Raw genomic sequence first — 24,617 nt, 5'->3', positions numbered from 1 at the left:
ACCTCATAACAGCTTCAATATGCCCATCATAATCAGTAATAATGCCGGCAATACACCCAGCGCCTTCATAAATCGAAATGCTGATAGAAAGAAGCCTGCCTTCATCCCTGCAATCAAAAATGTTCCACTGAATAACGTAATAGCCAGCGCAGTAGACAGTGGCTGAAAACCAAGCATAGCTGCCCCGAGTCCCGCTCCGAACGCATCGACCGATAATGCAATGCCCAGCCAAACCGCTTCGGTAGCAGATATACTGCCGGAACGGTCCATATCCGCAGCAGACGGACTTCGAAGAATCCGAATAACAAGTCCCCATTCGCGGAACTCCAGAGAAAATAGCGTTCGCTCCTGCTGCTCCACAGAAGCTTCTGCCGACAGATCTTTTCTTGAGCTAAGGAAAGACTCTGTATCATCACCCTCTATACACTTCTTCTCTCCAAGAACAGATCTGCTCACTGGATCAGTCTGTTCTGTAAGAAGCAGCCGCCGAGAGGCTTCCGCTGAATCCTCTGGCGAATCCTCTTTGCGGTGCAGAGCTTGAATCAAAGAGTAACAGCCGATACAGATCAGGATGACAGCGCCGAAAACGGTCGTATATACAGGAGACAGAACATGAGATAGTAATGCGCCCAATTGCATGGATATGCCGATCACCAAACCTGAACATATGGAGATGATAGCAATCGACAACAGTGGAATTTTCATTTTGCGCAGTCCATATGTAACACCGACTCCGAAACTGTCCAAACTTAGCGCAAATGCCAGTAACAGCAGGGCTCCCCAATGATTAGCCACTCCAATTCCCTCCCATTGCGAAGGCAGGGCCTTATAACAACCGAAACCCTCCGCAGTATTGGTACTTGGAACAATATATGAGAGGGATGGGCTTGGGGTGACTGTGCCTGTTTAGCGCAGAGGCTGGCAGACCGGACAATGATGTGTGCCACGTCCGGCTACGACAGATTTTTCGATCAATGTGCCACAGTTAACGCAAGGCTTCGCGTTACGTCCATAGATTTGCAATTGATGCTGGAAGTCGCCCGTTTTACCCTGTCCATTAACGAACGATTTAATGGACGAGCCTCCAACGTGAATCGACGCACCCAGCGTGGAGACAATAGCTTCATGCAAGACATGAAATTGGCTATCCGTTAGGCTTTTGGCTGGCTGTGTTGGATGAATCCCCGCCTTAAACATCGATTCATCTACATAAATATTCCCGATGCCCACCACATATGACTGGTTTAACAGCGCTGCCTTGATCGAAGTCGAACGAGTTCCAACAGCAACACGCAGCATTTCGGGTGTAAAGGCCTCGTCCATCGGTTCCAAACCGAGCTTGTTCAGCGGCTTTTCCAGCAAATCCTGTCCTGCCGGAAATAAGTGCATTGTGCCAAACTGGCGCACATCCTGATAACGCAGCTCCGTACCATCTTTAAAATGAAAGATGACATGGGTATGCTTTTCCACAGGATCATGTTGCGAATACAATCCATATCGCCCTTCCATTCGAAGATGGGAGACCAGCACCAGCCCGTCCAGCAAAATCCGCAGAAACTTTCCGCGTCTCTCAACCCCTGTAATCCGGTGATCGGCCAATTCCATCGCAAAAGCGTGGATATCATCGGGCCGTTGAATGATCCGCGGCAAATTAACGGTGACATGATCTATATGTTTATCAACGATAAGCTCGTTTAGCGTTCGTTTAATTGTTTCTACTTCCGGTAATTCCGGCATGATGTCTTCACCTCACCCTATATTATAACGGAAGCAGCGTCAAATTGGGACTATCTACTCATTGAAATATATTACTTGGCCTCATACCAATTGCTGCCATAGCTTACTTCGGCTTTGAGCGGCACAGCCAGCTTTAATGCGGCTTCCATGGTAGCCGGGACAAGCTCTTTCATCGTTTCCATTTCCTCAGGCGGAACCTCGAACACAAGCTCATCATGTACTTGGAGCAGCATTCTGCTGCGAAGTTTACGTTCACGTAAGGCCTCATCCATCTGTACCATCGCCAACTTGATAATGTCGGCTGCGGTACCTTGAATCGGCGTATTCATCGCTGTACGCTCAGCGAATGAACGCAGGTTGAAATTGCTGGCGTTAATCTCCGGCAAATAGCGTCTGCGTTCCAACAGCGTTTTTACGTAGCCGTCCCGCTTCGCATCCTTCACAATATCATCCATGTAACGGCGAACGCCTTGGAACACATCAAAATACTGGTCGATAAAACGAGCCGCTTCCTTCCGCGTAATATTCAAATTTTGTGACAGACCATAATCACTGATCCCATAGACAATCCCAAAGTTGACTGCCTTCGCAGAACGCCGCATATTGGAGTCCACATCTTCCGCTGCTACCCCAAACACATCGGATGCGGTCTTGGTATGGATGTCCATATCGTGGACAAAGGCCTCCTTCAAACGTTCATCATCCGAAATATCAGCCAGCACCCGCAGCTCTATCTGTGAGTAGTCTGCCGCCAAAATAGACCAGCCCGGTTCGGACGGAACAAATACTTTGCGAATTTTGCGACCCTCTTCAAGACGAATCGGAATGTTTTGCAAATTCGGAAATTGACTGCTCAAGCGTCCAGTTGCTGCAACCGTCTGCCGGAAATACGTATGCACCTTACCCGTTTTCTCCGAAATTTCTTTCAGCAATCCTTCGACATACGTCGATTGGAGTTTGGCAATGGTGCGGTACTGCAAAATATTTTGCACAATATCATGATAGGGGGCCAGCTTTTCCAATACCTCCGCATCAGTCGAGTACCCCGTTTTCGTCTTTTTAATGACAGGTAAACCCAGTTTATCAAACAAAATCTCACCCAACTGCTTGGGCGAATTCAGATTAAACTCTACTCCAGCAATGCTGTAGATTTCACCCACCAAGGTTGCAATCTGGGCTTCAAATTCTTTCCCCAAAGCGCGCAGTTCTTCTACGTTCACCAAAATGCCCTGCTTCTCCATATCCGCCAAAATGCGGGACAACGGCATCTCCAGCTCATGAAACAGCTTGTGCATTTCCGTTTTTTCCAGCTCCGCCTGCTGTACAGGCACCAAAGCTTCAATCACCGCTGCCTTACGCGCCACATGATCGGACAGTACAGCCACGTCAGGAACTTTATATTTAGCTCCTTTACCGAACACTTCTTCGTCTGGACGGATCGAAGACAAACCATATTTGGCTGCCAATCCGCTCAATGTCTGGTTTGCATCGGTCGGGTCCAGCAAGTACCCTGCCAGTTGCACATCAAACTCGGCCCCTGCAAACTCAATTCCATGCCAGTGTAAAGCCAAATCCGTACGATGTAGATCATGACCACGTTTTTTGCGTTCAGGGTCAGCAAGCCATTCGCGAATAGATGAAGCTGCATCGCTTTGCAGTACATCCAGTGTCATAAAAAACTGCTGTCCCGTTGCGGCAAATATCAGACCTACGATGTCAGCATGATGCGGATTATCACCATGCGTCTCTACATGCAGCACATCCACATGATCCAACACTTCTACCAATTCGCTAATCCGCTGCTCATCCAGCACTGTTACGTCAGCCGCGGCTTCCTCTACGTCTACCCCAGTACTGCCAACCTCACTTGAAAAGGATAAACGCTCCAGCAAGGACTTGAACTCTAGCTTCGCCAGAGCTGGCCCGGCCGTTTCTGCTTGCAGCCCGCCAAAAGCCACATCTTCCAGCTGCTTGTCCAACGTTACATCCCGATAAATGGTCGCCAAATCTTTGCTCATTCGCGCATCATCAGCATGTGTCTCTACGCGTTCTTTCATTTTGCCCTTCAGCTCATTCGTGTGCGCCAGCACTTCTTCGACTGAACCGTATTGATGCAGCAGCTTGAGCGCTGTTTTTTCACCCACACCGGGAATACCAGGAATATTGTCCGACGTATCGCCCATCAGACCCTTAAGGTCAATAATTTGCAGCGGCTTCAGGCCATATCGTTCCTCAATTTGCTCAGGTCCATATGTCTCCACCTCAGTAACCCCTTTGCGGGTCAAGCCAACTGTGACATGGTCTGAAGCCAATTGAAGCATATCCTTGTCCCCGGTCACGACCAGCACATTAAAACCGGCTTCGTCCGCTGTCTTGGAGAGGGTGCCTATAATATCGTCTGCCTCATAGCCATCCAGTTCAAACTGAGCAATGCCGAAAGCGGTCAATAGCTCTTTCAGCAACGGAAATTGCTGGGACAGCTCTGGCGGTGTTTTCTCCCGTCCACCTTTGTAATCCTCGTATCCTTTATGGCGAAACGTTATTTTACCGGCATCGAAGGCAACCAGAATATGTGTTGGTTTGTGCTCCTCCAAGAGCCGCAATAACATCGTCGTAAATCCGTACACCGCGTTCGTCTGCTGCCCGCTCGAATTCGTTAACGGTGGCATAGCAAAAAACGCCCGGTAAATGATACTGTTGCCATCTATAAGCATGAGTTTATCCATTTAGCACCTCGCAAGTTCATCAATGCATTCGTAACGTTCTTACGTTTTACGCATTCCTCCTCCTATCTTAACATACAAGACTGCTTTTTCAGAAAAAAACGGCTGCTTCCTAACCAAAATTGCCTTTTGCTCAAAGACAAGTCTGGGTCAGAAACAACCGCTATATACCTGAAAGCTCTACTGGTTCAAATCTGGTCTCTCCCCTGTCACGAGATATACAGTGCTTTCACCGATATTCGTAGCATGGTCACCAATTCGTTCAATGTATCGTCCTACAAGCAGTTGCAGCATGGCTTGTGAAGCCTCTGCCGGCTTTTCTACCATAAAGGCGTACAGATCGCTGATCATGTGGCTATACATGGAATCCACACGATCATCCTCTTTGGCCATTTTGTAGGCCAGATCTGTATTTTCATCCAAATAGGATTTGATCGCATCATCTATCATTTCTTTAACAATGGAAGCCATGTGCGGAATATCCACCAGCGGCTTAATGATCTGCTGCCCTTCCAAGCGAAGTGTCACCTTGGCAATATCAAGCGCCAAATCGCCCATTCGTTCCAGATCACTGGAAATTTTAAATGCAACAATGATCCGGCGCAAATCCTTCGCTACCGGCTGCTGGGTAATAATGAGCTTGGAACCCATATCGAGAATATTCTCTTCCAGCGTATTAAGGGATGCATCATTTTTGACCACCTGCTGAGCCAATTCTGTATTTTTGGTCTGCAAACATTCAATGGCCTGATCGAGCGCCTTCGAAACGTGTGCACCCATTTCGCGCAGTACGGCTCTCAGTTCATCTAACCCTTCATCAAAACCTTTTCTACGTATCATTTCGAAGTCACCCCTTCTGGCATATTCATCTGGTAGGCTTTAGCCAAATCGCCCTGAAATATAATCTTCTGTACGTGAATCTTGCGGCGTGGAAAACATCGTCTGTGTATCCGCTGCTTCCACCACAACACCATTCAAAAAGAACGCAGTTCGACCGGACACACGGGCTGCCTGATGCATGTTATGCGTCACCATGACAATGGTATACGTGTCTCGCAATTCCTGAACCAGTTCTTCAATTTTCATCGTGGAGATCGGATCCAGCGCAGATGTCGCCTCGTCCATTAGCAAAATATCTGGCTGTACAGCAAGCGCCCGGGCAATGCACAACCGTTGCTGTTGTCCACCGGATAAACTCAGAGCAGAACGCTTCAGAAAATCCTTGACCTCTTCCCAGAGTGCCGCCTGCCGCAGGCTTTGCTCAACCAATTCGTCCAACTTGTCCTTTTGCCGAATTCCATGCAGACGCGGACCGTAGGCCACGTTATCATAAATCGATTTGGGAAATGGGTTAGGCTGTTGAAAAACCATTCCCACCTGCTTACGCAGAGTTTCTACTTCCATAGTATCGCCGTATATATCCTGACCTGCGATACTCACAGTGCCTTCAATACGCGTTCCCGGTATCATGTCATTCATCCGGTTCAGCGTACGCAGCAGGGTTGATTTGCCGCAGCCGGACGGGCCGATGAAGGCAGTTACCGTTTTTTCAGGAATATCGAGGTTTATATGTTTCAGCGCGTGAAATTTCTCATAATATAAATTCAGCTTATCGATCCGGATTACGGAATCATTCATGGATTTATGATCTCCTTCGTGTTGCAGTTATGATCCTCAAGCATTGCACCTGATTTGCACAATATGAAGATTATATAAGCTGTGTGTAAATTTAGTGTGGTGGATTTGTTAACGGTATGTAAAATGATCAAGAACTTAGCATGAGCTCAAGCTCCTGCGCAATTTCGGCTGCATTCAAAGCCGCTTCCTCTGCGGAACGGGACATTTCGCTGTTTTTGGCTTCAATTTCGTTGACAGCCTGCAGTAGTTTGGCAAAAGTTTGTGTTCCGGCAGAAATATATTGAGAGCCTGTATGAATCTGCTGCATACTCGTATCCGTCAGTTCAGCGGTGTCACGCAGCATTTGCTCGATATGGGTGAGTAAGCCTGTAATCTGCGTGGAAAAGGCTTTCGTCTGGAGTGACATATTCCGCACCTCCTGAGACACAATCTGGAAGCCTCGTCCGTGTTCGCCAGCATGCGCCGCTTCAATGGACGCGTTGATCGCCAGCAGTCCGCTATGATCTGCCAGTGCACGAATGGATGAGGCCATGCGCGCAATGTCATTCAGCGATTGGGTCAACGCCGTCATCTGCTCATGCTGGCGCTTCATTTGCTCCGTGACTGCACGATAGGAGAGCAAAACATCCTCCAGTTCTACTTTGCCACGACGGGATAATTCACTCATTGAGCGGGTTAGCCGCACACTGTCGTCGGCCTCTTTAGCTGCATCCAGCACAGTCAGCTGAATACGCTGGACTCCGTCATAGCTATGCCGAATCACATCGCCCCGCTCTTCGTCTGCTTCTCTTTGCATTCGCTGCACGACGGACAGGATATCACGAATCGTGAGTACGCCGAGTAACCGTGTTCCTTCCTTAATCAACACACAATCGTAAAAACGCTGATCTTCGCGCAGCATCGCCAGTTCCACAATGTCCGATGCCTGGCTTTTCAGATCCACAATTAATGTATCGGGGTCGGCAAATATGGCCGCAGGCTTATCATAGAACAACGCCGCAGCAAATCTGCCCGTAAAATGGCGATTGTACGCATCTCTCATAATAATGCCCAATGGAAGATCATTTTTATCCACAACAATGACACAAGGAATATCCTCCTGTGTTTTCATAAGCGCTAACAGTTCTTTACAAGTCATATCCGTACCAATGATCGGAACCTCCCGGCATGGCACATAGGTAGTAATCGGCTTGTATGCTTCACGTTCAATCACGGCAGTGGAACTCGGCTGGGTCTTTGGTTCCGTTATCATCGTTCTGAAGTCCCCTTTTTTTAACTACTTGGAGTGACGGGAACATCATATCGGTCATTTGTTGATTCTAGCGTCTATTTTTGTTAATGAAATGTAAAATCACGAAATGGACACAAAAGTCGTCAGACACTTCCCTGGATAAAGAAAAACGCTCCTCATTTATAATAAATGAGAAGCGCTTCTTTTTTTATTTACAACCAGCTTGTACCCCACTCCACGGATCGAATCGATATGAACCGAGTCGGGATCCAGCTCCAGCTTTTTACGTAAGGAACTGACGTGCACATCCACGGTTCGTTGACCGCCAATGTAGTCAAAACCCCAGACAGCATTCATCAGATCATCCCGAGTCAATACCACACCCGGCTTGCGGGACAAATAAAGAAGTACCTCAAATTCCTTTGGTCTGAGGCTGATGGACTGACCTCCAAGAATGACCTCATATTTCTCAGGGTAAATCTCCAGCTCGCCCAGTTGAATTTTGGAGCTATCTTTCTGATCAGACAGCACTCCTTCATCCCCGCCGGAAGTTCTTCGCAGCACAGCCGTTACACGGGCCAACAGCTCAGAAACGCCAAAAGGCTTCGTGATGTAATCATCTGCACCCGACTTCAGCCCTTGGACAACCTCGGCCTCGCCGTTTTTGGCCGTTAAAATAATGATAGGCGTTGTCAGCCCCTGATGGCGAAGTCTGCTCAGAATGTCCAGTCCGTTCATTCCCGGCAGCATCAAATCCAGCAGGATCAAATCGTAGGACTCTCTGGAGGCTTTTTCAAACCCTGCACTGCCATGATCCTCCGTGTCCACTTCGAAGCCTTCTTGTATCAAATTGTAGGATAGCAATCTGGCAAGCGTTGGCTCATCCTCAATAACCAGCAAGCGTTGTCCCATAAATAACTTCATCTCCTGTTTACCTGTGAAAGGCGCATTGGTCAAAATCCTGAAACCTTTTCCATACTCATGCAACACCCGTTTATTTTATCACGGCATTGTTAACAGAATGTAAAAAAGGTTATAGTTCATTCTTCCTGTTGCAATAGCGGTAATTCAACTGTAAATGTGGTACCCAATCCAAGCTCACTTTCCACCGAAAGGGTGCCATGATGCAAATCGATCAAGTGTTTGACGATCGACAGTCCCAGTCCCGTTCCTCCAGAGTTGCGCGAGCGTCCTTTGTCCACCCGATAAAAGCGTTCAAAGATACGTGGCAGGTCCTTCTTTGGAATTCCAATACCTGTATCACTGACTGTAAATACGACCTTTTCCGTGTCATTCTCCCGCTGGATCGTTAAAACCTTAATCTTTACCTTGCCACCATCAAGTGTATAGTTGATACCATTAGACAAAAGGTTCAAGAAAATCTGCTGAAGCTTATCTTCATCTGCCTCCATAAACAGCTCATCCGGGATATCCATGTGCAGCGTAATTCTTTTTTTGGCAGCTACATTGTTCAGTTTTTCCAGCAATGATTCTATGAACGACGAAACGTGCACTGGCGAGCAATCCAGCGGAGAACGCTTGGATTCAATTTTGGATAGCTCCAAAATGTCACCGATCAGCCGATTCAATCGTTCGCTTTCATCATATATAATTTGCAAAAATGAACGGGCCGTCTCCTCATCTTTAACCCCGCCACCGAGTAACGTCTCGGCAAAACCCTTGACTGCGGCAATTGGTGTTTTTAGCTCATGAGAAACGTTTGCCACAAATTCGCTCCGCATATTTTCCAACCGTCGAATAGCCGTAATATCCTGTAAAAGGAACAGCATCCCCCGGTATCCGCCTTCATCCTCATACATCGGAACACCATCCAGCAACACGAGTCTTTCCTCGGGATTGTACAAATGAACCTCACCATGCAGCCTTTCTCGGCTTTGTATGCTGCCCTCAATTAGCTTTGTGAGCTCATAGTGCTTCTTCAGCTCATGATACGGCTTGTCCGTCACCCGTTTGCCCACGACACCGAGCATTCGCTCAGACTCACGGTTTACAAGCGCAATACTTTCACTTGCATCAATCATTAGAATCCCGCCTGTCATATTACTCATGACGCTCTGGAGTAGATCCTCATTGTCACGTATCGTTTTCATTTGGTTTTGGAGACTGTCAGCCATACGATTAATGGCTTCCCCCAGTTGCCCTACTTCGTCCCGGCGCTGCACACCAACCCTTGCGTCATAATCCAGTCCTGAAATGCGGTTGGCTACCCCTGTAATATGCTCAATAGGCGAGGTCAGACTGCGGGCAATACGATAGCTCACCAATCCAGCAGCAAGAAATAGCAACACGAGTCCAATCCCGATAGCCGTCCAGCCGCGGCGTACTCCCTCCTCCACCGCTTTCAGACTCATGGACAAACGGATATATCCGTCAAAGCCCTTGTCCGATACAACAGGCTCTGCAACGTATAGCATGTTCCGCTGCAAGGTTTCGCTGTAACGAATCGTGCGTCCGATTCTCTCTGTTGAGGCTTGCTGAATTTCTTCACGAGATGCGTGGTTTTCCATCTTACGCGGATCGCTTAACGAATCGCCAACCACCGTCCCGTCCTTGCGAATGAAGGTCACCCGCGATTCCGTCAGACGGGCAATTTCCTTCGCCTTTTGAGAATAATAAGAGACATAATCCGTACTGGACAGGGCATCTGCATTCACAAAAGGGAATGTAGCACGAAGCAGGTCTATCTCCCGTCCCATGTTCTCCTCTAGCACCTTCATATTCGAATTTTTAAAGATTTGTCCCATCGTGATTCCAGCAGCAAGGACAGATACGCCAATCAAAACCAGCATGATCAGGGTAAGCCTGAAACGAAACGATTTCATAGAAATTTGCCCATCCTTTTATGTAAGTTAATCTCATTCTACAGGCTGCCTACATTATGTTCCACTGTGAAAAGAAAAAAAGGCCGGAGCATAAGACTGCCCCAACCTTTTCCTTATCCTCTTATCCGTTTACAACTTCACCGCCATTGATATGAATAACCTGCCCGCTTACATATGAAGAATCATCAGAAGCAAGGTACACATAGGCTGGCGCCAATTCTTCCGGCTGACCCGGACGCTTCATTGGCTGTGCTCCTCCAAACTCGCTGACCGTCTTGGCATCAAATGTAGACGGGATTAGCGGCGTCCAGATTGGCCCTGGTGCTACAGCGTTCACCCGAATACCTTGATCCGCCAAATTGAGTGAAAGGGAACGAGTAAAGGATGTGATTGCCCCTTTGGTCGAAGAATAGTCAATGAGTGTCTTGTTCCCAGCGTACGCGGTAATCGATGTTGTATTGACGATTGTGCTCCCTTTCTTCAAATGCGGCAATGCTGCTTGCGTCAGGAAGAACATACCGAAAATATTCGTACGGAACGTGCGCTCCAACTGTTCCTTGGTAATATCCTCCAGCTTTTGTTGTGGATGCTGCTCTGCCGCATTGTTCACGACAATGTCGAGCTTGCCCAACTCATTAACCGTCTGTTGAACCGCTTTTTTGGCAAATTGATCATCTCCGATATCACCAGGAATCAATACGCATTTGCGCCCCTCCTGCTCTACCTGACGTTTTGTTTCTTCCGCATCCTTATGCTCATTCAAGTAGATGATAGCTACGTCCGCACCTTCTTTGGCATATGTGACAGCTACAGCCCGTCCAATTCCACTGTCCCCACCAGTAATAAGTGCAACTTTACCTGTTAGCTTGCCAGCGGCTTTATAAGTTGGTTTTTCAAACTGAGGTGCAGGCGACATTTTGGACTCAATCCCCGGTTGTTGGTCTTGATGCTGTGGGGGCAAAGTTTGCTGAGGTTGATTACTTTTAGGCATTGTACATTCTCCCTTCAAAATTAGATATTTTTTAGGATGCAACATTTGCATCCACTCTACTCCTGATTTACCACACAAAGTTATTCGTTAAACGAAAAAAGAAAAATGTAGTTATTTGAGCACACAAAAAAAACGGCCTATGCTTATTCAGCACAGACCGTTTTTTTCAATTTAGCATTTATCATCATTGGATTATAGGCTCTCACCAAATGCATAATTAAATAATATGGCTGTATACCATTAAAAACGTAATTAAAATCAGGAATACGGCAAGCAGCGTACTGAACATGCGCATTTTGCCAGCGTATTGCGTAATAGGCTGTTGGCTACGGATCGCTTCCAGCGACAGCCGTAACGGCTTACCCATGGCTCCCGCAATACCAGAAATGGCGAGAAACAACAATAAAACGACCACGATCCAAGCTACGGAATATGGCCCCCAGGCAAAAATCATATAGATACCGCTAACAAGCACAAGGATCAGCGCAAATTGGGCTAAACGATTCAATAGCTGAACAGCCGATATCGTTCCTTCCTGCACGCTAGGAGCCAATTTGTCGATTTTGCCCACAACGAAGGGGAGCAATAAATAAAAACCCATCGCCAGTGATCCAATAATGTGAATAAAAAACATTTTTCACAACCTCCATTTCTTTGTTTTCTTACAAACTCTTATTCCATAGAACGATCATATTCCAACGAATGACTACCATCTTTTCAGTGTTTTGGGACATGCTTTTCTATGTCAGGATTTTTGCAAAATCCTCATGTAACTATCCATGCATATGAACTCTATTATACCGGGGAAGTGGTCCAAAGCAAAGGAATAAGGAAGAAAACGAGTAGATTCCTTATTTCCGTTTAAAAGTAAAAGAGGTGTCCGATGGCCATGACTATGGCTTGGGAACACCTCTTCAAGTAAAAGTATACCGATTTAGTAGAAAATTGAATCTATACGGTAACTATTTTAATCACACTGCGGACCGATTCGGCGGATTGATCGAGCGCTGCTTTTTCTTCGGCTGTCAATTCCAACTCGAACACTTTTTCGATACCATTACCGCCAAGAAGTGTCGGTACGCCAAGGAACAAATCCTGATAGCCGTACTCTCCCTCCAGATAGGCAATGACCGGGATAATCCGTTTTTTATCTTTTACAATCGCTTCTGTCATCTGTGCAAGCGAAGCTGCCGGTGCATAATATGCGCTACCGTTACCCAACAGGTTGACGATCTCACCGCCACCACCGCGTGTCCGTTGCACGATTGCTTCGATACGTTCCTGCGAAATCAGGGTTTCGATAGGTATACCTCCAACGCTGGAATAGCGTACCAGGGGCACCATATCATCACCGTGACCACCCATAACGAAGCCGCGTACGTCTTCGACGGAAACGTTCAGTTCTTGTGCAATAAATGTACAATATCGCGCTGTATCCAGCACACCTGATTGGCCAATAACCCGATTTTTCGGGAACCCAAGCGTTTGATAAGCAGTATAGGTCATAGCATCTACCGGATTACTCAGAATAATGACGATAGAATCCGGCGCATACTTCTTCACGTTCTCACAAACGGATTTTACAATTCCTGCGTTCGTATTTACCAAATCATCACGGCTCATACCCGGCTTGCGTGCAATCCCGGCAGTAATAATGACGATATCCGAGTTAGCTGCATCCTCGTAACTGGAAGTGCCCGTGATCTGGCTGTCAAATCCCTGTACCGGACCGGCCTCCAAAATATCAAGCGCCTTGCCTTTGGTCGGATTCTCTAGTTGCGGAATATCGATCAGTACGATATCACCTAGCTCCTTTTGAGCCAGCAGCAATGCGGTAGTGGCACCGGTAAAACCGGCGCCAACAATGGATATTTTTTTACGTTGAATGGACAAGTGGTATTCCCCTTCCTTACAGGTTACTAATAATGGTATCTGCGAACTCGGAGCATTTCACTTGTGTAGCACCATCCATCAGACGAGCAAAGTCATAAGTTACAATCTTCTTATTAATGGACGTCTCCAGCCCTTTGTAAATCAGGTCAGCCGCTTCTTTCCAACCCAAGTGTTCAAGCAACATTACGCCCGACAGAATTACGGAACCAGGGTTCACTACGTCTTTGTCGGCGTATTTTGGAGCTGTACCATGTGTAGCTTCAAAGATAGCATGCCCTGTTACATAGTTAATGTTTGCACCTGGCGCAATACCAATTCCACCAACTTGGGCAGCAAGAGCATCGGACAGATAGTCCCCGTTCAGGTTGAGCGTAGCAATTACATCAAATTCAGAAGGACGAGTCAGGACTTGCTGAAGTGCAATATCAGCAATCGCATCCTTGATAATGATTTTGCCTGCATCTTCAGCTGCTTTTTGAGCTGCATTGGCCGCATCCTCACCGTCTTTTTCCTTGATTACATCATATTGGGCCCAAGTAAATACTTTATCTGCAAATTCTTCCTCAGCCACTTCATAACCCCAGTTTTTGAAGGCACCCTCGGTAAATTTCATAATGTTACCTTTGTGTACGAGCGTTACACTCTTGCGTCCGTGGTCAACAGCATACTGAATGGCTGCCCGTACCAGACGCTTTGAACCCTCGGAAGAAACTGGCTTAATGCCAATACCAGAGGTTTCAGGGAAACGAATTTTGTTCACACCCAGCTCTTGTTGGAGGAACTGAATAACCTTTTTCACGTCTTCGGACCCTTCAGCATACTCGATCCCCGCGTAAATATCTTCTGTGTTCTCACGGAAAATAACCATGTCTACCAATTCAGGACGTTTCACTGGAGAAGGAACACCGTTAAAATAACGAACAGGACGCAGACATACGTATAAATCCAGTTCTTGCCGCAATGCCACATTCAACGAACGGATACCACCGCCAATAGGTGTCGTAAGTGGACCTTTGATGGCTACAATATACTCACGGATGGCTTCCAAAGTATCGTTAGGGAGCCATTCGCCGTATGTATTGAAAGCTTTCTCACCAGCGAATACTTCATACCAGGCAATCTTTTTGCTGCCGTTATATGCTTTTTCTACAGCTGCGTCCAGTACGCGCTTGGAAGCTTTCCAGATATCGCGACCCGTGCCGTCACCTTCGATAAACGGAATTACCGGATGGTTCGGAACCCGTAGTTGACCGTTATCAATCGTAATTTTTTCGCCTTCAGTTGGGAGCTCAAACTTTTCAAATTTCGCCATAAGTTCCTTTTCCTCCTCAGATATGAATGGGTACAGGACGAAAGACATGATCTTTATCACAGACAAAAACGTACATCTCTCGTCGTCCCCTCTATTGTACCTTATTTTTTAAATTCAGGGTATACAACCTCAATCTTCCTTCGACAAAGGGTTAGCGCAACTCTGGTGATACATATTTTTGATCCATTGGACCTGTATATTCGGCGCGAGGACGAATCAGGCGGTTATTTTCATACTGCTCTAAAATGTGTGCGGTCCACCCGGATACACGACTCACAGCAAAAATAGGTGTAAACAGGTCTCTCTTGATACCTAACTGGGTATACACAGAGGCAGAATAAAAATCCACATTGGGCTTCAAGCCTTTTTGCCCTGTTACAATTCCCTCAATTCGAACTGACATATCAAACAACGTCGTGTCGCCGTTCATTTCCCCCAGCTCGCGGGACATTTTGTGCAAATGCTTGGCACGCGGATCACCGTTTTTATAGACTCGGTGTCCAAAGCCCATAATTTTTTCGCGGTTATCCAGTTTCGCCTGAATATAGGAGTCCACCTGATCCAAGCCACCAATCTCCTCCAGCGTTTTGGCCACAGCCTCATTGGCCCCACCATGCAGTGGTCCTTTTAAAGCTCCAATTGCAGATGTGATTCCGGAATAAATATCCGACAATGTGGCTACCGTTACACGCGCAGCAAAGGTAGACGCATTTAATTCATGATCGGCGTGCAACACGAGAGCCTGATTGAACGCTTTAATAGCCGTCTCCTCCGGGTCCTTGCCAGTCAGCTGATACAAAAAGTTTTCAGCAATGGAAATACCTTTTTTAGGCGCAATCGGCTCCAAGCCCTCGCGTATACGTGCTATAGCTGCCACAATGGTAGGCAATTGCGCCTGAAGCTTGACGGTTTTGGTCACATTAGACTCTCTCGACATATCATCCGCCTCTGGGTCATACAAAGCGAGAGACGATACGGCTGACCTCAAGGCAGCCATTGTACTCAAATTTTTCGGGTATAACTTTAATTGAGCAACAATTTCATCTGGAATAGCAGCGTATTCGCTTAACTGGTTGCGAAGCTCCTGCAATTGCTCTTTATCAGGTAATTTTCCAAACCACAACAAATAAGCTACCTCTTCAAAATCGGCGTTAACAGCCAAATCATCAATGTTATAACCCCGGTACGTGAGAACGCCATCTACGATAGAGCTTATGGAGGAAGTGGTCGCTACGATCCCTTCCAGACCTTTAGTCGCTGTCATCGTTACATCTCTCCTTTGTAAAAACATTGTGAACGGACTTGCAATGTAAACATTTTCAAAAGTAAGATATGTCTTTTAAATAGCTGAGTAATGTTAACGCCATATGTCAATATTTAAACCTTCTTTCACTATACTGGATTTTGTCGTTTATGTGAACATTGAGGGCTATTCCAACACATTCAAATGTTTTATCGCTTCCATAAATAAATTTTTGAAACCCCTTACAAAAAATATTGATTCATTTGCACTTTTTTACACAGGTCTTGTCTTCCCCCTTTCCCGCATATGTATAGTAGAGCATTTATTTTATGAAAAACTATCGTAAAAGAAAGGAGCCGTGAAAGCTTGAGCCGGTTAATCCTGAATCGCATATTTCGTGCTCTATGGGTGGCAATCGTGATTGTAGCTCTGTTACTGGGCATATATGTGCTTTTCCCTCTCGTCTATCCTTTCCTATTCGCCTGGCTTGTGGCTTATGCCATGAATCCACTGGTTGGTTTTCTGCGTAGCAAAGCCCGTATGCCACGTTGGACGGCTGTCACGGTCTCATTATTTGTATATTTAGGTGGAATTGCAATTATCCTATCTGCGGCAATCACCCGCATGGTCCGAGAAGTTATAAAGTTGGCCATGACTTTTGACGGACATATTGAGCGTTTTAAAAGTCTGTTTATCGATTGGACACAAAGTGATTTGATTCAAAACATAATTATTGAAATTAACCATTTCATCCGGGATAATCCGGATTACCAACATACCATTAACAGTAACATTGATAAGACAACTCAAACTGTCAGTTCGGCTGTCACTACGCTAGTCGCTCAATTTTTTAATGGAGTTTTGAACTTGCTGACCTCTCTGCCTAATATGGGAGCAGTTCTAATGGTTATCGTATTAGCAGCCTTTTTTATTAGTAAGGATTGGGACCGACATAGTCGGATGCTCTCAAACACGATTCCTGATACGATTCGCAAGCCATTGTCGGATATATGGCACGATTTGCGTAAAGCACTGTACGGCTATTTGCGTGCACAGTTCATTATCATCTCCATTACGGCATTAACGGTCATTGTTGGGCTGTTCATATTGCGTGTGGAATCCGCCTTTACCATCGGTTTGATGATCGGGTTGGTGGACTTGCTACCTTATTTGGGGGTTGGCATTGTGATGATTCCGTGGATACTGTATGCGTATATGTCTGGTAATTTGGCACTAGGGGTAGGATTGTCGATCCTTTATATTATCCTGTTGATTGGACGACAGATCGTGGAGCCTAAGGTGCTGGCCAGCAGCGTGGGCTTGAACCCGCTTCCCACCCTCATCGGTATGTTCATCGGGCTCAAGCTGTTTGGCGTTTTAGGACTAATTATCGGACCTGTATCACTCATTGTCATTGATGCACTGAATCGCGCGAATGTCATTCAGGACTTGCGCAACTATATTCTCGCTGGAAGAGTCCGCTAGATCACGGATAGGAAAACGGCAGCTCACGTCAAAACCGCCGAAACGTAATACTGCCGTTCTTCATTTTTTTCTCCAACCACTTCAATAAAAAGCGTCGGTACAACGCTCGTGTTAAAGGGAACACCAACGTAAAACCAATAATATCTGTTAAAAATCCAGGGATAAGCAGCAAACTCCCACCGAAAAAAACACATAATCCATCCAGCATTTTACGGCCAGGCATTTGTCCCCGGTTCATTTCATTTTTCGCATCGGCAATCACCTTACGACCTTCAAATTGCATCATGGCAGCCCCGATTAGGGTCGTCAGAATGATGAGTAAAATCGTTTTGCCCGCTCCAATCCAGTGACTTACCCATATAAACCCGTACAGCTCCGCCAAAGGAATGAGCAGCAGCAACAGCCACAGACGTTTACGCATCATCATGACTTCTGTCCCTCCCCGCCTGTAAAAGCAAACCTTAATGCAGTGTACAGCTCAGGTAGCGCCTGATCCAGTCGAACGGGCTTCCATTCGGTGTTCAACCATACGTGCCGTGTCATCCCTGTGACAAGCAGCTCTCCCGGCAGCGTGTCTGCCTGGGTCCATACCTTTCCCAGATACCTTTGATGCTCATCTTCCGTTACCCGTCGAACCTCATAGATATAGTTTAGACGTAGTCTGGAGAAGTCCGTAATTGCGGTATAAATGGTAATTAAATCATCATATCGAGCAGGACTCGCATATTTCGCATTGATTTCAATAACTGGAAGCAAGACTCCTCGTTCCTCCATACTCCGATAGTTAAAACCCGCCTGTCGGATCATTTCGGTGCGCCCGATCTCAAACCAGTTCAAATAATTCGCATGATATACGACCCCCATCTGGTCGCTTTCCTGATAACGGACGCGTAGCGGTGCGCCATACCAGCGTAATTCCGTTTGTTTCTCCTCTTGAGTCATACAAGCTCTCCTATCTTTGTGCATCTTTATCTCTATTTTGCCCTCTCTCCATTAAACCATATTTACAGCCCGGGAACAAAAAGAGGGCAGACCGAACGGTCCGCCCTCTCCAATCATATATAATAATGCCTTTATTATTGTGGCAACGGCTTGGACAGTTTATAATATCCGCTATCCGAAGCCAGCTTGAGCAAGCTCTTAGCCTGGCTTCCCGCCCAGGCGTAACCAAGTCGTCTTTCCTCACTAATTTTCATGATGTCGGTATACTTTTTGCCATCCCGGTCTGAAAAGAAATATTTATTGTCTTCCACATTATAGAACCGATACCACATTACGCTCGATGCGTCCTTTTGGAAAAACTCCGGACCTTGACGATTGTATTTGATACCGTCGATTCGGTTCGTGTCAAACCATTTCAAAGCACTCTGAGTCGCTTTTTTCACTTCAGCGGTTTGCGGCTGGGACATGAGAAAAGCAGTAATGCCTACTGATTCTGTAGTTGTTTTGGAAGGTAACTCAAATGCCCGGGCTTCAACAGATGCATAAGTAGCCGGATCGTGCTGTGCACCCCAGATTGTTGGTGTACCATTATTTACAATTTGAGATTTAATTGTGTACTGGATACCTTTGTTTAGCGCTTGCTGAAGTCTGGAGCGGTATGAGTTATCCAGAATATCGCTATCAAACGGCTGCTTCTTGTTCACAATATCGTCAGCCAAAACCATAACTCTGACCATCGCATCATCATTATAAGTTACAGCATCGGAATAATTACCACGTTTAGGGTATACCTGAGGCCAGCCACCTGAGGAATATTGTGAGGTTAGTACGAAGTCGACTGCTTTTTGTACACTGTTCTTAATATCTTTATTTTTGGTTTTTTTGTATACATCCGCTAAAAAACGAATCTCGGTTGTCGTGGCCTCGTTATCAAACGTTCCGAGTTCAACACCATCCTTGCTTTTCCATGTGGAGCGTGCAGCTTTGCCATCCCATTTGGATTTATAATTCTTTTCCATAGCTTTGAAGAATCCGCCATGCGGCAATTGCCAGGATACAATATTTAAGGCAAGCGTCGTATCCTTGGATATATTCCCCGTAGAAAACTTGCTAAAGTCGCGCATTTTGTTCAGGAGGCTGTCTGTATTCACAACAGCGGTTGGCTTCGCCACAGCCGACAGCCCAAATAATGGCTCGCGATCCAGAACACCTGAATTTACATCACTACCATAAACGTCCCGTCCCACAGCTGAATCTGTGGTAAGTTCATAAGAAGCAGTTGCCGATTCACGTCCTGAATCATATGTAGTCGGCACCATCTCCTGTGCCGCAGCCCATGAGGGACTTAGGAGTCCTGACGTTACTGTAATCGCCAAACTTGAAAGCGCTATCATCTTTACGGTTGGACACATCTTCTTCTTCATTTGAACCTCTCCCTTATTTTGATTTGGGTAATTGTGTTCAGTTTAACCCTATTTACTCTTGCTGAAGATTATTTTTGATAGCGAGGGGAACTAAACCACTATTTATGCATGATAAATAGTTAGTTGTATTATATGAAAATATACCCAAACGATCAATATATTTTAATTTACTAATAGATTAAAAAAGTTACAAAACGTTGAAAACAATAAAAAACCTCTTACTAATGCTGGATTAGTAAGAGGTTTTTACGTGCAGCTCATATATAGTAGGTCGATGAGCAACATCGCTTAACCAAATCGACCCATGATGTACTCCTGAGTCAGCTCATTTTCAGGATTCGTGAAAATATCGTTCGTTTTCCCATGTTCAACCAGACTTCCAATATAAAAATAAGCAGTATAATCGGAAATTCGTGCAGCCTGCTGCATATTGTGCGTCACAATAACGATGCGCAGTTCTTTTTTTAATTCGGTGATGAGCTCTTCTACCTTGCCTGTAGACACAGGGTCCAGCGCGGAAGCTGGCTCGTCAAGCAATAGAATTTTCGGCTGAACGGATAGTGCACGTGCAATGCAAAGCCGCTGCTGTTGCCCGCCAGACAGCGCCAGAGCGGAGTCGTGAAGGCGATCCTTGACCTCGTCCCATAATGCTGCTTTACGCAGGCTGCTTTCGACAATTTCATCAAGCTGTTTCTTCTTGCGCACCCCACGGTATTTGGGACCGAAGGCGATATTATTGTAAATGGATTTGTAAAAAGGGTTGGGACGTTGCCACACCATGCCAATTTGCTGACGCAGCTTGATCACGTCCGTTTCCGGTGCCGTCAAATCCTGTCCATCCATCCAGATGTGCCCCGTTGTAGAGGAAGACGCAATCTCATCATTCATCCGATTAAGGGAGCGCAAAAAGGTCGATTTACCGCAGCCGGAAGGCCCGATCAGGGCAGTCACTGTCTGTTCCGGAAAGGCCAGATTCACTTTTTTTACAGCCTCAAAGCTGCCATAATAAATACTCAAATCCTCAGTACTGAACGGATGCGGTGGTTGCCCCGCAAGCTGTTCCGAACGCGTAGACTGAACGGATGTTGCTGGTGCGGCGGTTTTTACCGTTCGCGTAATCACATGTTCCATTGTTCTCCATCCCCTTTCTAATCCATACGTTTGGCAGCTGTCAGACGACGGTATACAACTCTTCCGAACCATCTTGCACTCAAGTTGAATGCAAGCACAAGCAGCACCAGTACGGCAGAAGCGCCTGCAGCAATATCTTTGGAGTCGGGAGCAATCCCCTCACTGTTGACCTTCCAAATATGGACAGCCAATGTCTCAGCAGGTCGCATCGGGTTAATAGGCGATCTGGCATGCAATGGATTCCAATCGGTAAAATCAAGCGGCGGCGTACTCATCCCTGCTGTAAACAGCAATGCTGCGGCTTCCCCGAAAATACGGCCTGCGGCCAAAATGGTACCCGTAATCAAGCTTGGCAGCGCAGCTGGCAACAAAATGGAGGTGATAATTTTCCACTTGGACAATCCAAGCGCAAGTCCAGCTTCCTTTTGCTCCTTCGGCACAGCTCGGAAAGCCTGCTCAGTTGTGCGAACCATCAGCGGCAGGTTAAATACGGCCAAAGCCAAGGCTCCTGATAAGAGGGAAAAGCCAAAATCAAACGTATTTACGATAAGTAGTAGTCCAAACAATCCGATGACGATAGACGGGAAGGAGGACAATACTTCGACGACAAGTCGTATAAAGTCCGTAATTTTCCCCGGCTTTGCATATTGCGCCATGTAAATACCTGCGCCCCAGCCAATCGGAATGGTGATAATCAAAGTTAAGATTAACAAAAATACGGAATTAAATAGTTGCGGGCCAATACCACCGCCTGCACGTAATGTTTGGGGAGCACTGGTTAAAAAGTCAAAAGAAATATGACTGACTCCGCGGGCTAAAATGAAGCCCAGTAATCCAACCAAAAGTGCAACAATGAACAAGGCGAAGAAACAGATTACAAATGTAGCGATCTTGTCGGTCGTTTTAGCTTTCATCAAACCCGGTTTCTCCTTTCAAGCAGCCTTACCAGCAGCACGAAAATGAATGTCATGAGCAGAAGAACAAGCGCCATGCTCCAGAGAGCATTGTTATGAACGGAGCCCATCGCTGTATTGCCCATGCTTAGTGTAATGACGCTGGTCAAGGTCGAAGCGGATTCCAGCAAGGAATGCGGTATGTGCGGAGCATTCCCGATTACCATCTGTACAGCCAACGCTTCTCCGAAGGCACGAGCCATACCGAGAATAATTCCTGTTAAAAGAGCAGGCAACAGCGTCGGAATAATAACACGGGCAATTGTCTGCCAGCGAGTAGCACCCAAAGCATAAGAGGATTCACGCAGCCCCCCCGGCAAGGAAGACAACGCATCTGCCATAATACTCGTTATCGTCGGCAAAATCATGACTGACAACACTAGGCAGCCTGCCAGAATGCCGATGCCTTGTCCTCCAAACACGTTCCGCAGCAGCGGGACGATCACGGTCAAGCCGACAAAGCCATATACAACAGACGGAATACCGGATAATAATTCAATCGCAGGTTGAAGGATACGTTTACCCGATTTCGGCACGATTTCCGTCATAAATAAAGCCGCACATAAGCTGAGTGGACTGGCAATTAAAGCCGCCAGTATGGTTACTGCAAAAGAACCCGTAATAAACGGAAGCGCGCCGAAGGACTTAGGTTCGCCATCCGGGCTCCATTTGGTTCCAAAGAAAAACTCTCGCAGACTGACTCCATTCACCGCAAATGTAGCTACACCTTTGGAGGCAACAAAATATACGATGGAGACAATGACTGCAACTAAAAAAACGACACAAACCGACGTATATATGCGGCCGGTCCATTCTTCCCAGTAATGTCTTTCTTTCATAACTCGGGATCGTTTATTCTGTTCCATGTATGCCTTCCCTTCAATTGGTTCCATACTGTAACTCCTTTAACCGAAGAATAGAGGCCGGACGCTAGTCCGCCTCTTCTTCGTGAATATACTCGCGTTAGCTGCGTTCATCGAACAGGAGGTGTGACTCTCCTTATTTCGTGATATTACCGTCAGCATCACGTTTCACTTGCATACCTGCTACTGGAATGTATCCCAAGTCTACGACATCCGTTTTTTGGATTTCATCTGACAGAATGTAGTCCAGGAATGCTTTCACATGCTCTTTTGGCTCACCTTTAGTGTACATATGCTCGTAAGCCCACACTGGATATTTACCTTGTTCTACATTTTCAACGTTAGCTTCAACGCCATCGTATTTCAAAGCAGTTACTGTGTTGTCGATGTAGGACAGAGCCAGATAACCAATCGCACCCGGTGTTTCAGCAATCAGCTTTTTCACAGTACCGGAGGAATCTTCTTGAATGGAGCCCGGCAGATCTTCTGTTTTTTGTCCCAATGCGTATTTTTCAAATGTTGCACGAGTACCGGAGCTGCTTGGACGGTTCACGATAACAATTTTTTGATCCGCACCGCCAATTTCTTTCCAGTTCGTGATTTTACCTGTAAAGATTTGTACCAATTGATCTTTTTTCAGGTCTGTAACGCCTACTTTAGGATTCGCTACCGCTGACATGGCTACAACAGCTACTTGGTGATCGACCAGCTCATCTGCGCCGCTCTCCAGTTTTTCTTTTGCAAACACGTCGGAGTTACCGATGTCCGCTTGTCCGCCGGAAACCTGAGTCAAGCCAGTACCGCTACCGCCGCCCTGCACTTGAACTGCAATGCCTTTATATTTATCGACAGCCATAAATTTTTGTCCCGCTTGCTCTACCAATGGTTGAAGTGCAGTGGAGCCAACAGCCAGAATGTTCCCTGTCAGTTCAGCAGCTGCTTTATTGTCTGTTCCTGTAGCAGCTTCTCCTTGTGGTGCAGCATTGTTACCTGATCCGCAAGCTGCAAGTGCAAATACCATGGTGAGAGTCATCAGAATGAACGGCCATTTTTTCAACATTTTTTATTGTCCTCCCCTTAGTTAAGTGACGGTTTTTTATTTATGACCATCAACACTTTTACATTGTAGGCCTGGAATGTTAGACGAACGACGTGGTTTTGTAAAACAAATATAAAATATTGATAGATAAATTATTTTTCTGTATATAATTAATCTATAGTTTGTAATTCACATATGAATGACATATAAGGAGAGCTGTTGGATTCCATGAATATTCTAAAATTGCGTATTTTGATGCTGATCGACAAATTCCATAAGGCGACGGATGTGGCCGAAGCTTTGCAAGTCAAACAACCTACCGTCAGCTTTCATATGAAAAGCTTGGAAAAGGAAATGGGTGTTTCCCTATTCTCTCTTCAACAAGGCAGGATTATGCTAACGGAAGCTGGAAAAAAATTATTACCTTACGCAAAGCAGATCATCTCTCTGGAACAAGAAGCTAGACAAGCTGTAGATGAACTGACAGAAGAATCACAGGGTCAATTACATCTGAGTGCAGAGTCGATATCAGGTACGTATCTCCTCCCCACTTTGATGGCTAAGTTTGCTGAGCGGTATCCAGATTGTCGTATTCAGTTGGAGATTCAATCCCCGGATGCAATTAAGCAGCTACTGAAACAGGGGGAAATTGATTTTGCTTTTCTCGACGATAGAGATTCTCTTCCAGAGTATACGGTGGCAGAGCCAGTGGCTTCAGATCAAGTAGGAGTTATCCGTTCTGCATCTGCACTTGCACCTGCATTCAAATTAGAGGAGGTCGATGGACCCGATGTGCTGGACAAGCACACATGGGTAAAATATAGCGGTTCATCAGTTGTAGATCAGTATTCCTCTCTAGTTAAGCCTCATCTGGAAATCAACTCTTGGGAAGCGGTAAAGCAAGTCGTAAGCGGCGGAGAAGCGCTTGCCTTCTTTCCTGCAAGCGGAGTGGATAATAATGAAAATGCTGCTCCCTCGGTGGAATGGCTTCCTTATCCCGAGGCTGATAACCAAAGGAGCCATTATCAAATAAACATCGTGTATCAACAAGATACACACATGAACTTGATGCAACAGGCATTTCTTGATTTCATACGACGAGAAGGACTGGAAATGAAAAGCTAGAGAACATAAAAAAAGAGCATCCAAGTCTTATTGACTTGAATGCT

22 protein-coding genes are annotated in these 24,617 nt (G+C 46.2%); 2 read left to right on the top strand and 20 right to left on the bottom strand.

Translation table 11 applies throughout. The features are described 5' to 3' along the window. Window positions 1–3 precede the first annotated feature (3 nt). The 13 genes from ACWGXJ_RS08700 to citZ form a co-directional block, all read right to left on the bottom strand. A complete protein-coding gene (locus ACWGXJ_RS08700) occupies window positions 4–795 on the bottom strand; it encodes an MntP/YtaF family protein (RefSeq protein WP_452566573.1) in 792 nt (263 codons plus the stop codon). Window positions 796–906: 111 nt separating this feature from the next. Continuing rightward, complete coding sequence (mutM, locus tag ACWGXJ_RS08695; protein WP_452566572.1) at window positions 907–1,737, bottom strand: DNA-formamidopyrimidine glycosylase; 831 nt, start codon at window positions 1,735–1,737, stop codon at window positions 907–909. Window positions 1,738–1,808: 71 nt separating this feature from the next. Further along, entirely contained in the window at window positions 1,809–4,463 is a 2,655-nt protein-coding gene (gene polA / locus ACWGXJ_RS08690) for a DNA polymerase I (protein ID WP_452566571.1), read from the bottom strand. A gap of 177 nt (window positions 4,464–4,640) precedes the next feature. Beyond that, the gene (phoU, locus tag ACWGXJ_RS08685) at window positions 4,641–5,300 is read right to left on the bottom strand and encodes a phosphate signaling complex protein PhoU (protein WP_025721993.1); all 660 of its coding nucleotides are present in this window, start codon (window positions 5,298–5,300) and stop codon (window positions 4,641–4,643) included. 39 nt (window positions 5,301–5,339) lie between these two features. Further along, the gene (gene pstB / locus ACWGXJ_RS08680; RefSeq protein ID WP_061828674.1) at window positions 5,340–6,098 is read right to left on the bottom strand and encodes a phosphate ABC transporter ATP-binding protein PstB; all 759 of its coding nucleotides are present in this window, start codon (window positions 6,096–6,098) and stop codon (window positions 5,340–5,342) included. Window positions 6,099–6,225: 127 nt separating this feature from the next. Continuing rightward, window positions 6,226–7,350, bottom strand: a complete 1,125-nt coding sequence (locus ACWGXJ_RS08675) for a methyl-accepting chemotaxis protein (RefSeq protein ID WP_446674411.1) — start codon at window positions 7,348–7,350, stop codon at window positions 6,226–6,228. Window positions 7,351–7,509: 159 nt separating this feature from the next. Beyond that, window positions 7,510–8,241 carry a response regulator transcription factor gene (locus ACWGXJ_RS08670; RefSeq protein ID WP_013309604.1) on the bottom strand — a complete coding sequence of 244 codons (732 nt, stop codon included), beginning with the start codon at window positions 8,239–8,241 and terminating at the stop codon, window positions 7,510–7,512. Between the two features lie 128 nt (window positions 8,242–8,369). After that, window positions 8,370–10,172: a two-component system histidine kinase PnpS gene (pnpS, locus tag ACWGXJ_RS08665; protein ID WP_440722914.1), complete on the bottom strand. Its 1,803-nt coding sequence runs from the start codon at window positions 10,170–10,172 to the stop codon at window positions 8,370–8,372. Between the two features lie 121 nt (window positions 10,173–10,293). Next, on the bottom strand, window positions 10,294–11,163 hold the full coding sequence (locus ACWGXJ_RS08660) for an SDR family oxidoreductase (RefSeq protein WP_165175973.1): 870 nt from the start codon (window positions 11,161–11,163) through the stop codon (window positions 10,294–10,296). Window positions 11,164–11,380: 217 nt separating this feature from the next. Beyond that, entirely contained in the window at window positions 11,381–11,797 is a 417-nt protein-coding gene (locus ACWGXJ_RS08655; RefSeq protein WP_250261849.1) for a hypothetical protein, read from the bottom strand. A gap of 317 nt (window positions 11,798–12,114) precedes the next feature. Next, the gene (gene mdh / locus ACWGXJ_RS08650) at window positions 12,115–13,056 is read right to left on the bottom strand and encodes a malate dehydrogenase (protein WP_061828678.1); all 942 of its coding nucleotides are present in this window, start codon (window positions 13,054–13,056) and stop codon (window positions 12,115–12,117) included. 16 nt (window positions 13,057–13,072) lie between these two features. Then, window positions 13,073–14,368 carry an NADP-dependent isocitrate dehydrogenase gene (gene icd, locus ACWGXJ_RS08645; protein WP_069291602.1) on the bottom strand — a complete coding sequence of 432 codons (1,296 nt, stop codon included), beginning with the start codon at window positions 14,366–14,368 and terminating at the stop codon, window positions 13,073–13,075. Window positions 14,369–14,519: 151 nt separating this feature from the next. Then, on the bottom strand, window positions 14,520–15,632 hold the full coding sequence (gene citZ, locus ACWGXJ_RS08640; RefSeq protein ID WP_452566570.1) for a citrate synthase: 1,113 nt from the start codon (window positions 15,630–15,632) through the stop codon (window positions 14,520–14,522). A 345-nt stretch (window positions 15,633–15,977) separates the two neighbouring features. On the opposite strand from citZ, the gene ytvI reads away from it, so the two are divergent. Further along, a complete protein-coding gene (ytvI, locus tag ACWGXJ_RS08635) occupies window positions 15,978–17,096 on the top strand; it encodes a sporulation integral membrane protein YtvI (RefSeq protein WP_254349374.1) in 1,119 nt (372 codons plus the stop codon). A 28-nt stretch (window positions 17,097–17,124) separates the two neighbouring features. Here ytvI and ACWGXJ_RS08630 read toward each other — a convergent pair whose 3' ends face one another. From ACWGXJ_RS08630 to ACWGXJ_RS08600, 7 genes are all read right to left on the bottom strand, one after another. Further along, on the bottom strand, window positions 17,125–17,523 hold the full coding sequence (locus ACWGXJ_RS08630) for an FxsA family protein (RefSeq protein ID WP_013309596.1): 399 nt from the start codon (window positions 17,521–17,523) through the stop codon (window positions 17,125–17,127). Next, window positions 17,520–18,038 (bottom strand): acyl-CoA thioesterase, encoded by a 519-nt coding sequence (locus tag ACWGXJ_RS08625; protein WP_103048099.1) that lies wholly within the window; start codon window positions 18,036–18,038, stop codon window positions 17,520–17,522. The genes ACWGXJ_RS08630 and ACWGXJ_RS08625 overlap by 4 nt, the downstream gene beginning before the upstream one ends. A gap of 134 nt (window positions 18,039–18,172) precedes the next feature. Continuing rightward, window positions 18,173–19,462, bottom strand: coding sequence for a pectate lyase (gene pelA / locus ACWGXJ_RS08620; RefSeq protein ID WP_452566569.1), 1,290 nt, complete (start codon window positions 19,460–19,462; stop codon window positions 18,173–18,175). 288 nt (window positions 19,463–19,750) lie between these two features. Further along, window positions 19,751–20,593, bottom strand: a complete 843-nt coding sequence (gene pstB / locus ACWGXJ_RS08615; protein WP_061828683.1) for a phosphate ABC transporter ATP-binding protein PstB — start codon at window positions 20,591–20,593, stop codon at window positions 19,751–19,753. A gap of 17 nt (window positions 20,594–20,610) precedes the next feature. Further along, window positions 20,611–21,507, bottom strand: a complete 897-nt coding sequence (pstA, locus tag ACWGXJ_RS08610; RefSeq protein WP_023987910.1) for a phosphate ABC transporter permease PstA — start codon at window positions 21,505–21,507, stop codon at window positions 20,611–20,613. Next, complete coding sequence (gene pstC / locus ACWGXJ_RS08605) at window positions 21,507–22,439, bottom strand: phosphate ABC transporter permease subunit PstC (protein WP_013370343.1); 933 nt, start codon at window positions 22,437–22,439, stop codon at window positions 21,507–21,509. Before pstC ends, pstA begins: the two co-directional genes overlap by 1 nt. A gap of 106 nt (window positions 22,440–22,545) precedes the next feature. Next, entirely contained in the window at window positions 22,546–23,469 is a 924-nt protein-coding gene (locus ACWGXJ_RS08600) for a phosphate ABC transporter substrate-binding protein (RefSeq protein ID WP_069291597.1), read from the bottom strand. 207 nt (window positions 23,470–23,676) lie between these two features. Here ACWGXJ_RS08600 and ACWGXJ_RS08595 point away from each other — a divergent pair, with 207 nt between their 5' ends. Then, window positions 23,677–24,573, top strand: coding sequence for a LysR family transcriptional regulator (locus tag ACWGXJ_RS08595; RefSeq protein WP_452566568.1), 897 nt, complete (start codon window positions 23,677–23,679; stop codon window positions 24,571–24,573). The last annotated feature ends 44 nt before the right edge of the window (window positions 24,574–24,617 follow it).

The organism is Paenibacillus sp. S33 (assembly GCF_053615415.1).
The sequence above is the reverse complement of the archived record's forward strand: the minus strand, read 5'-3'. Positions and strand labels throughout refer to the sequence as shown.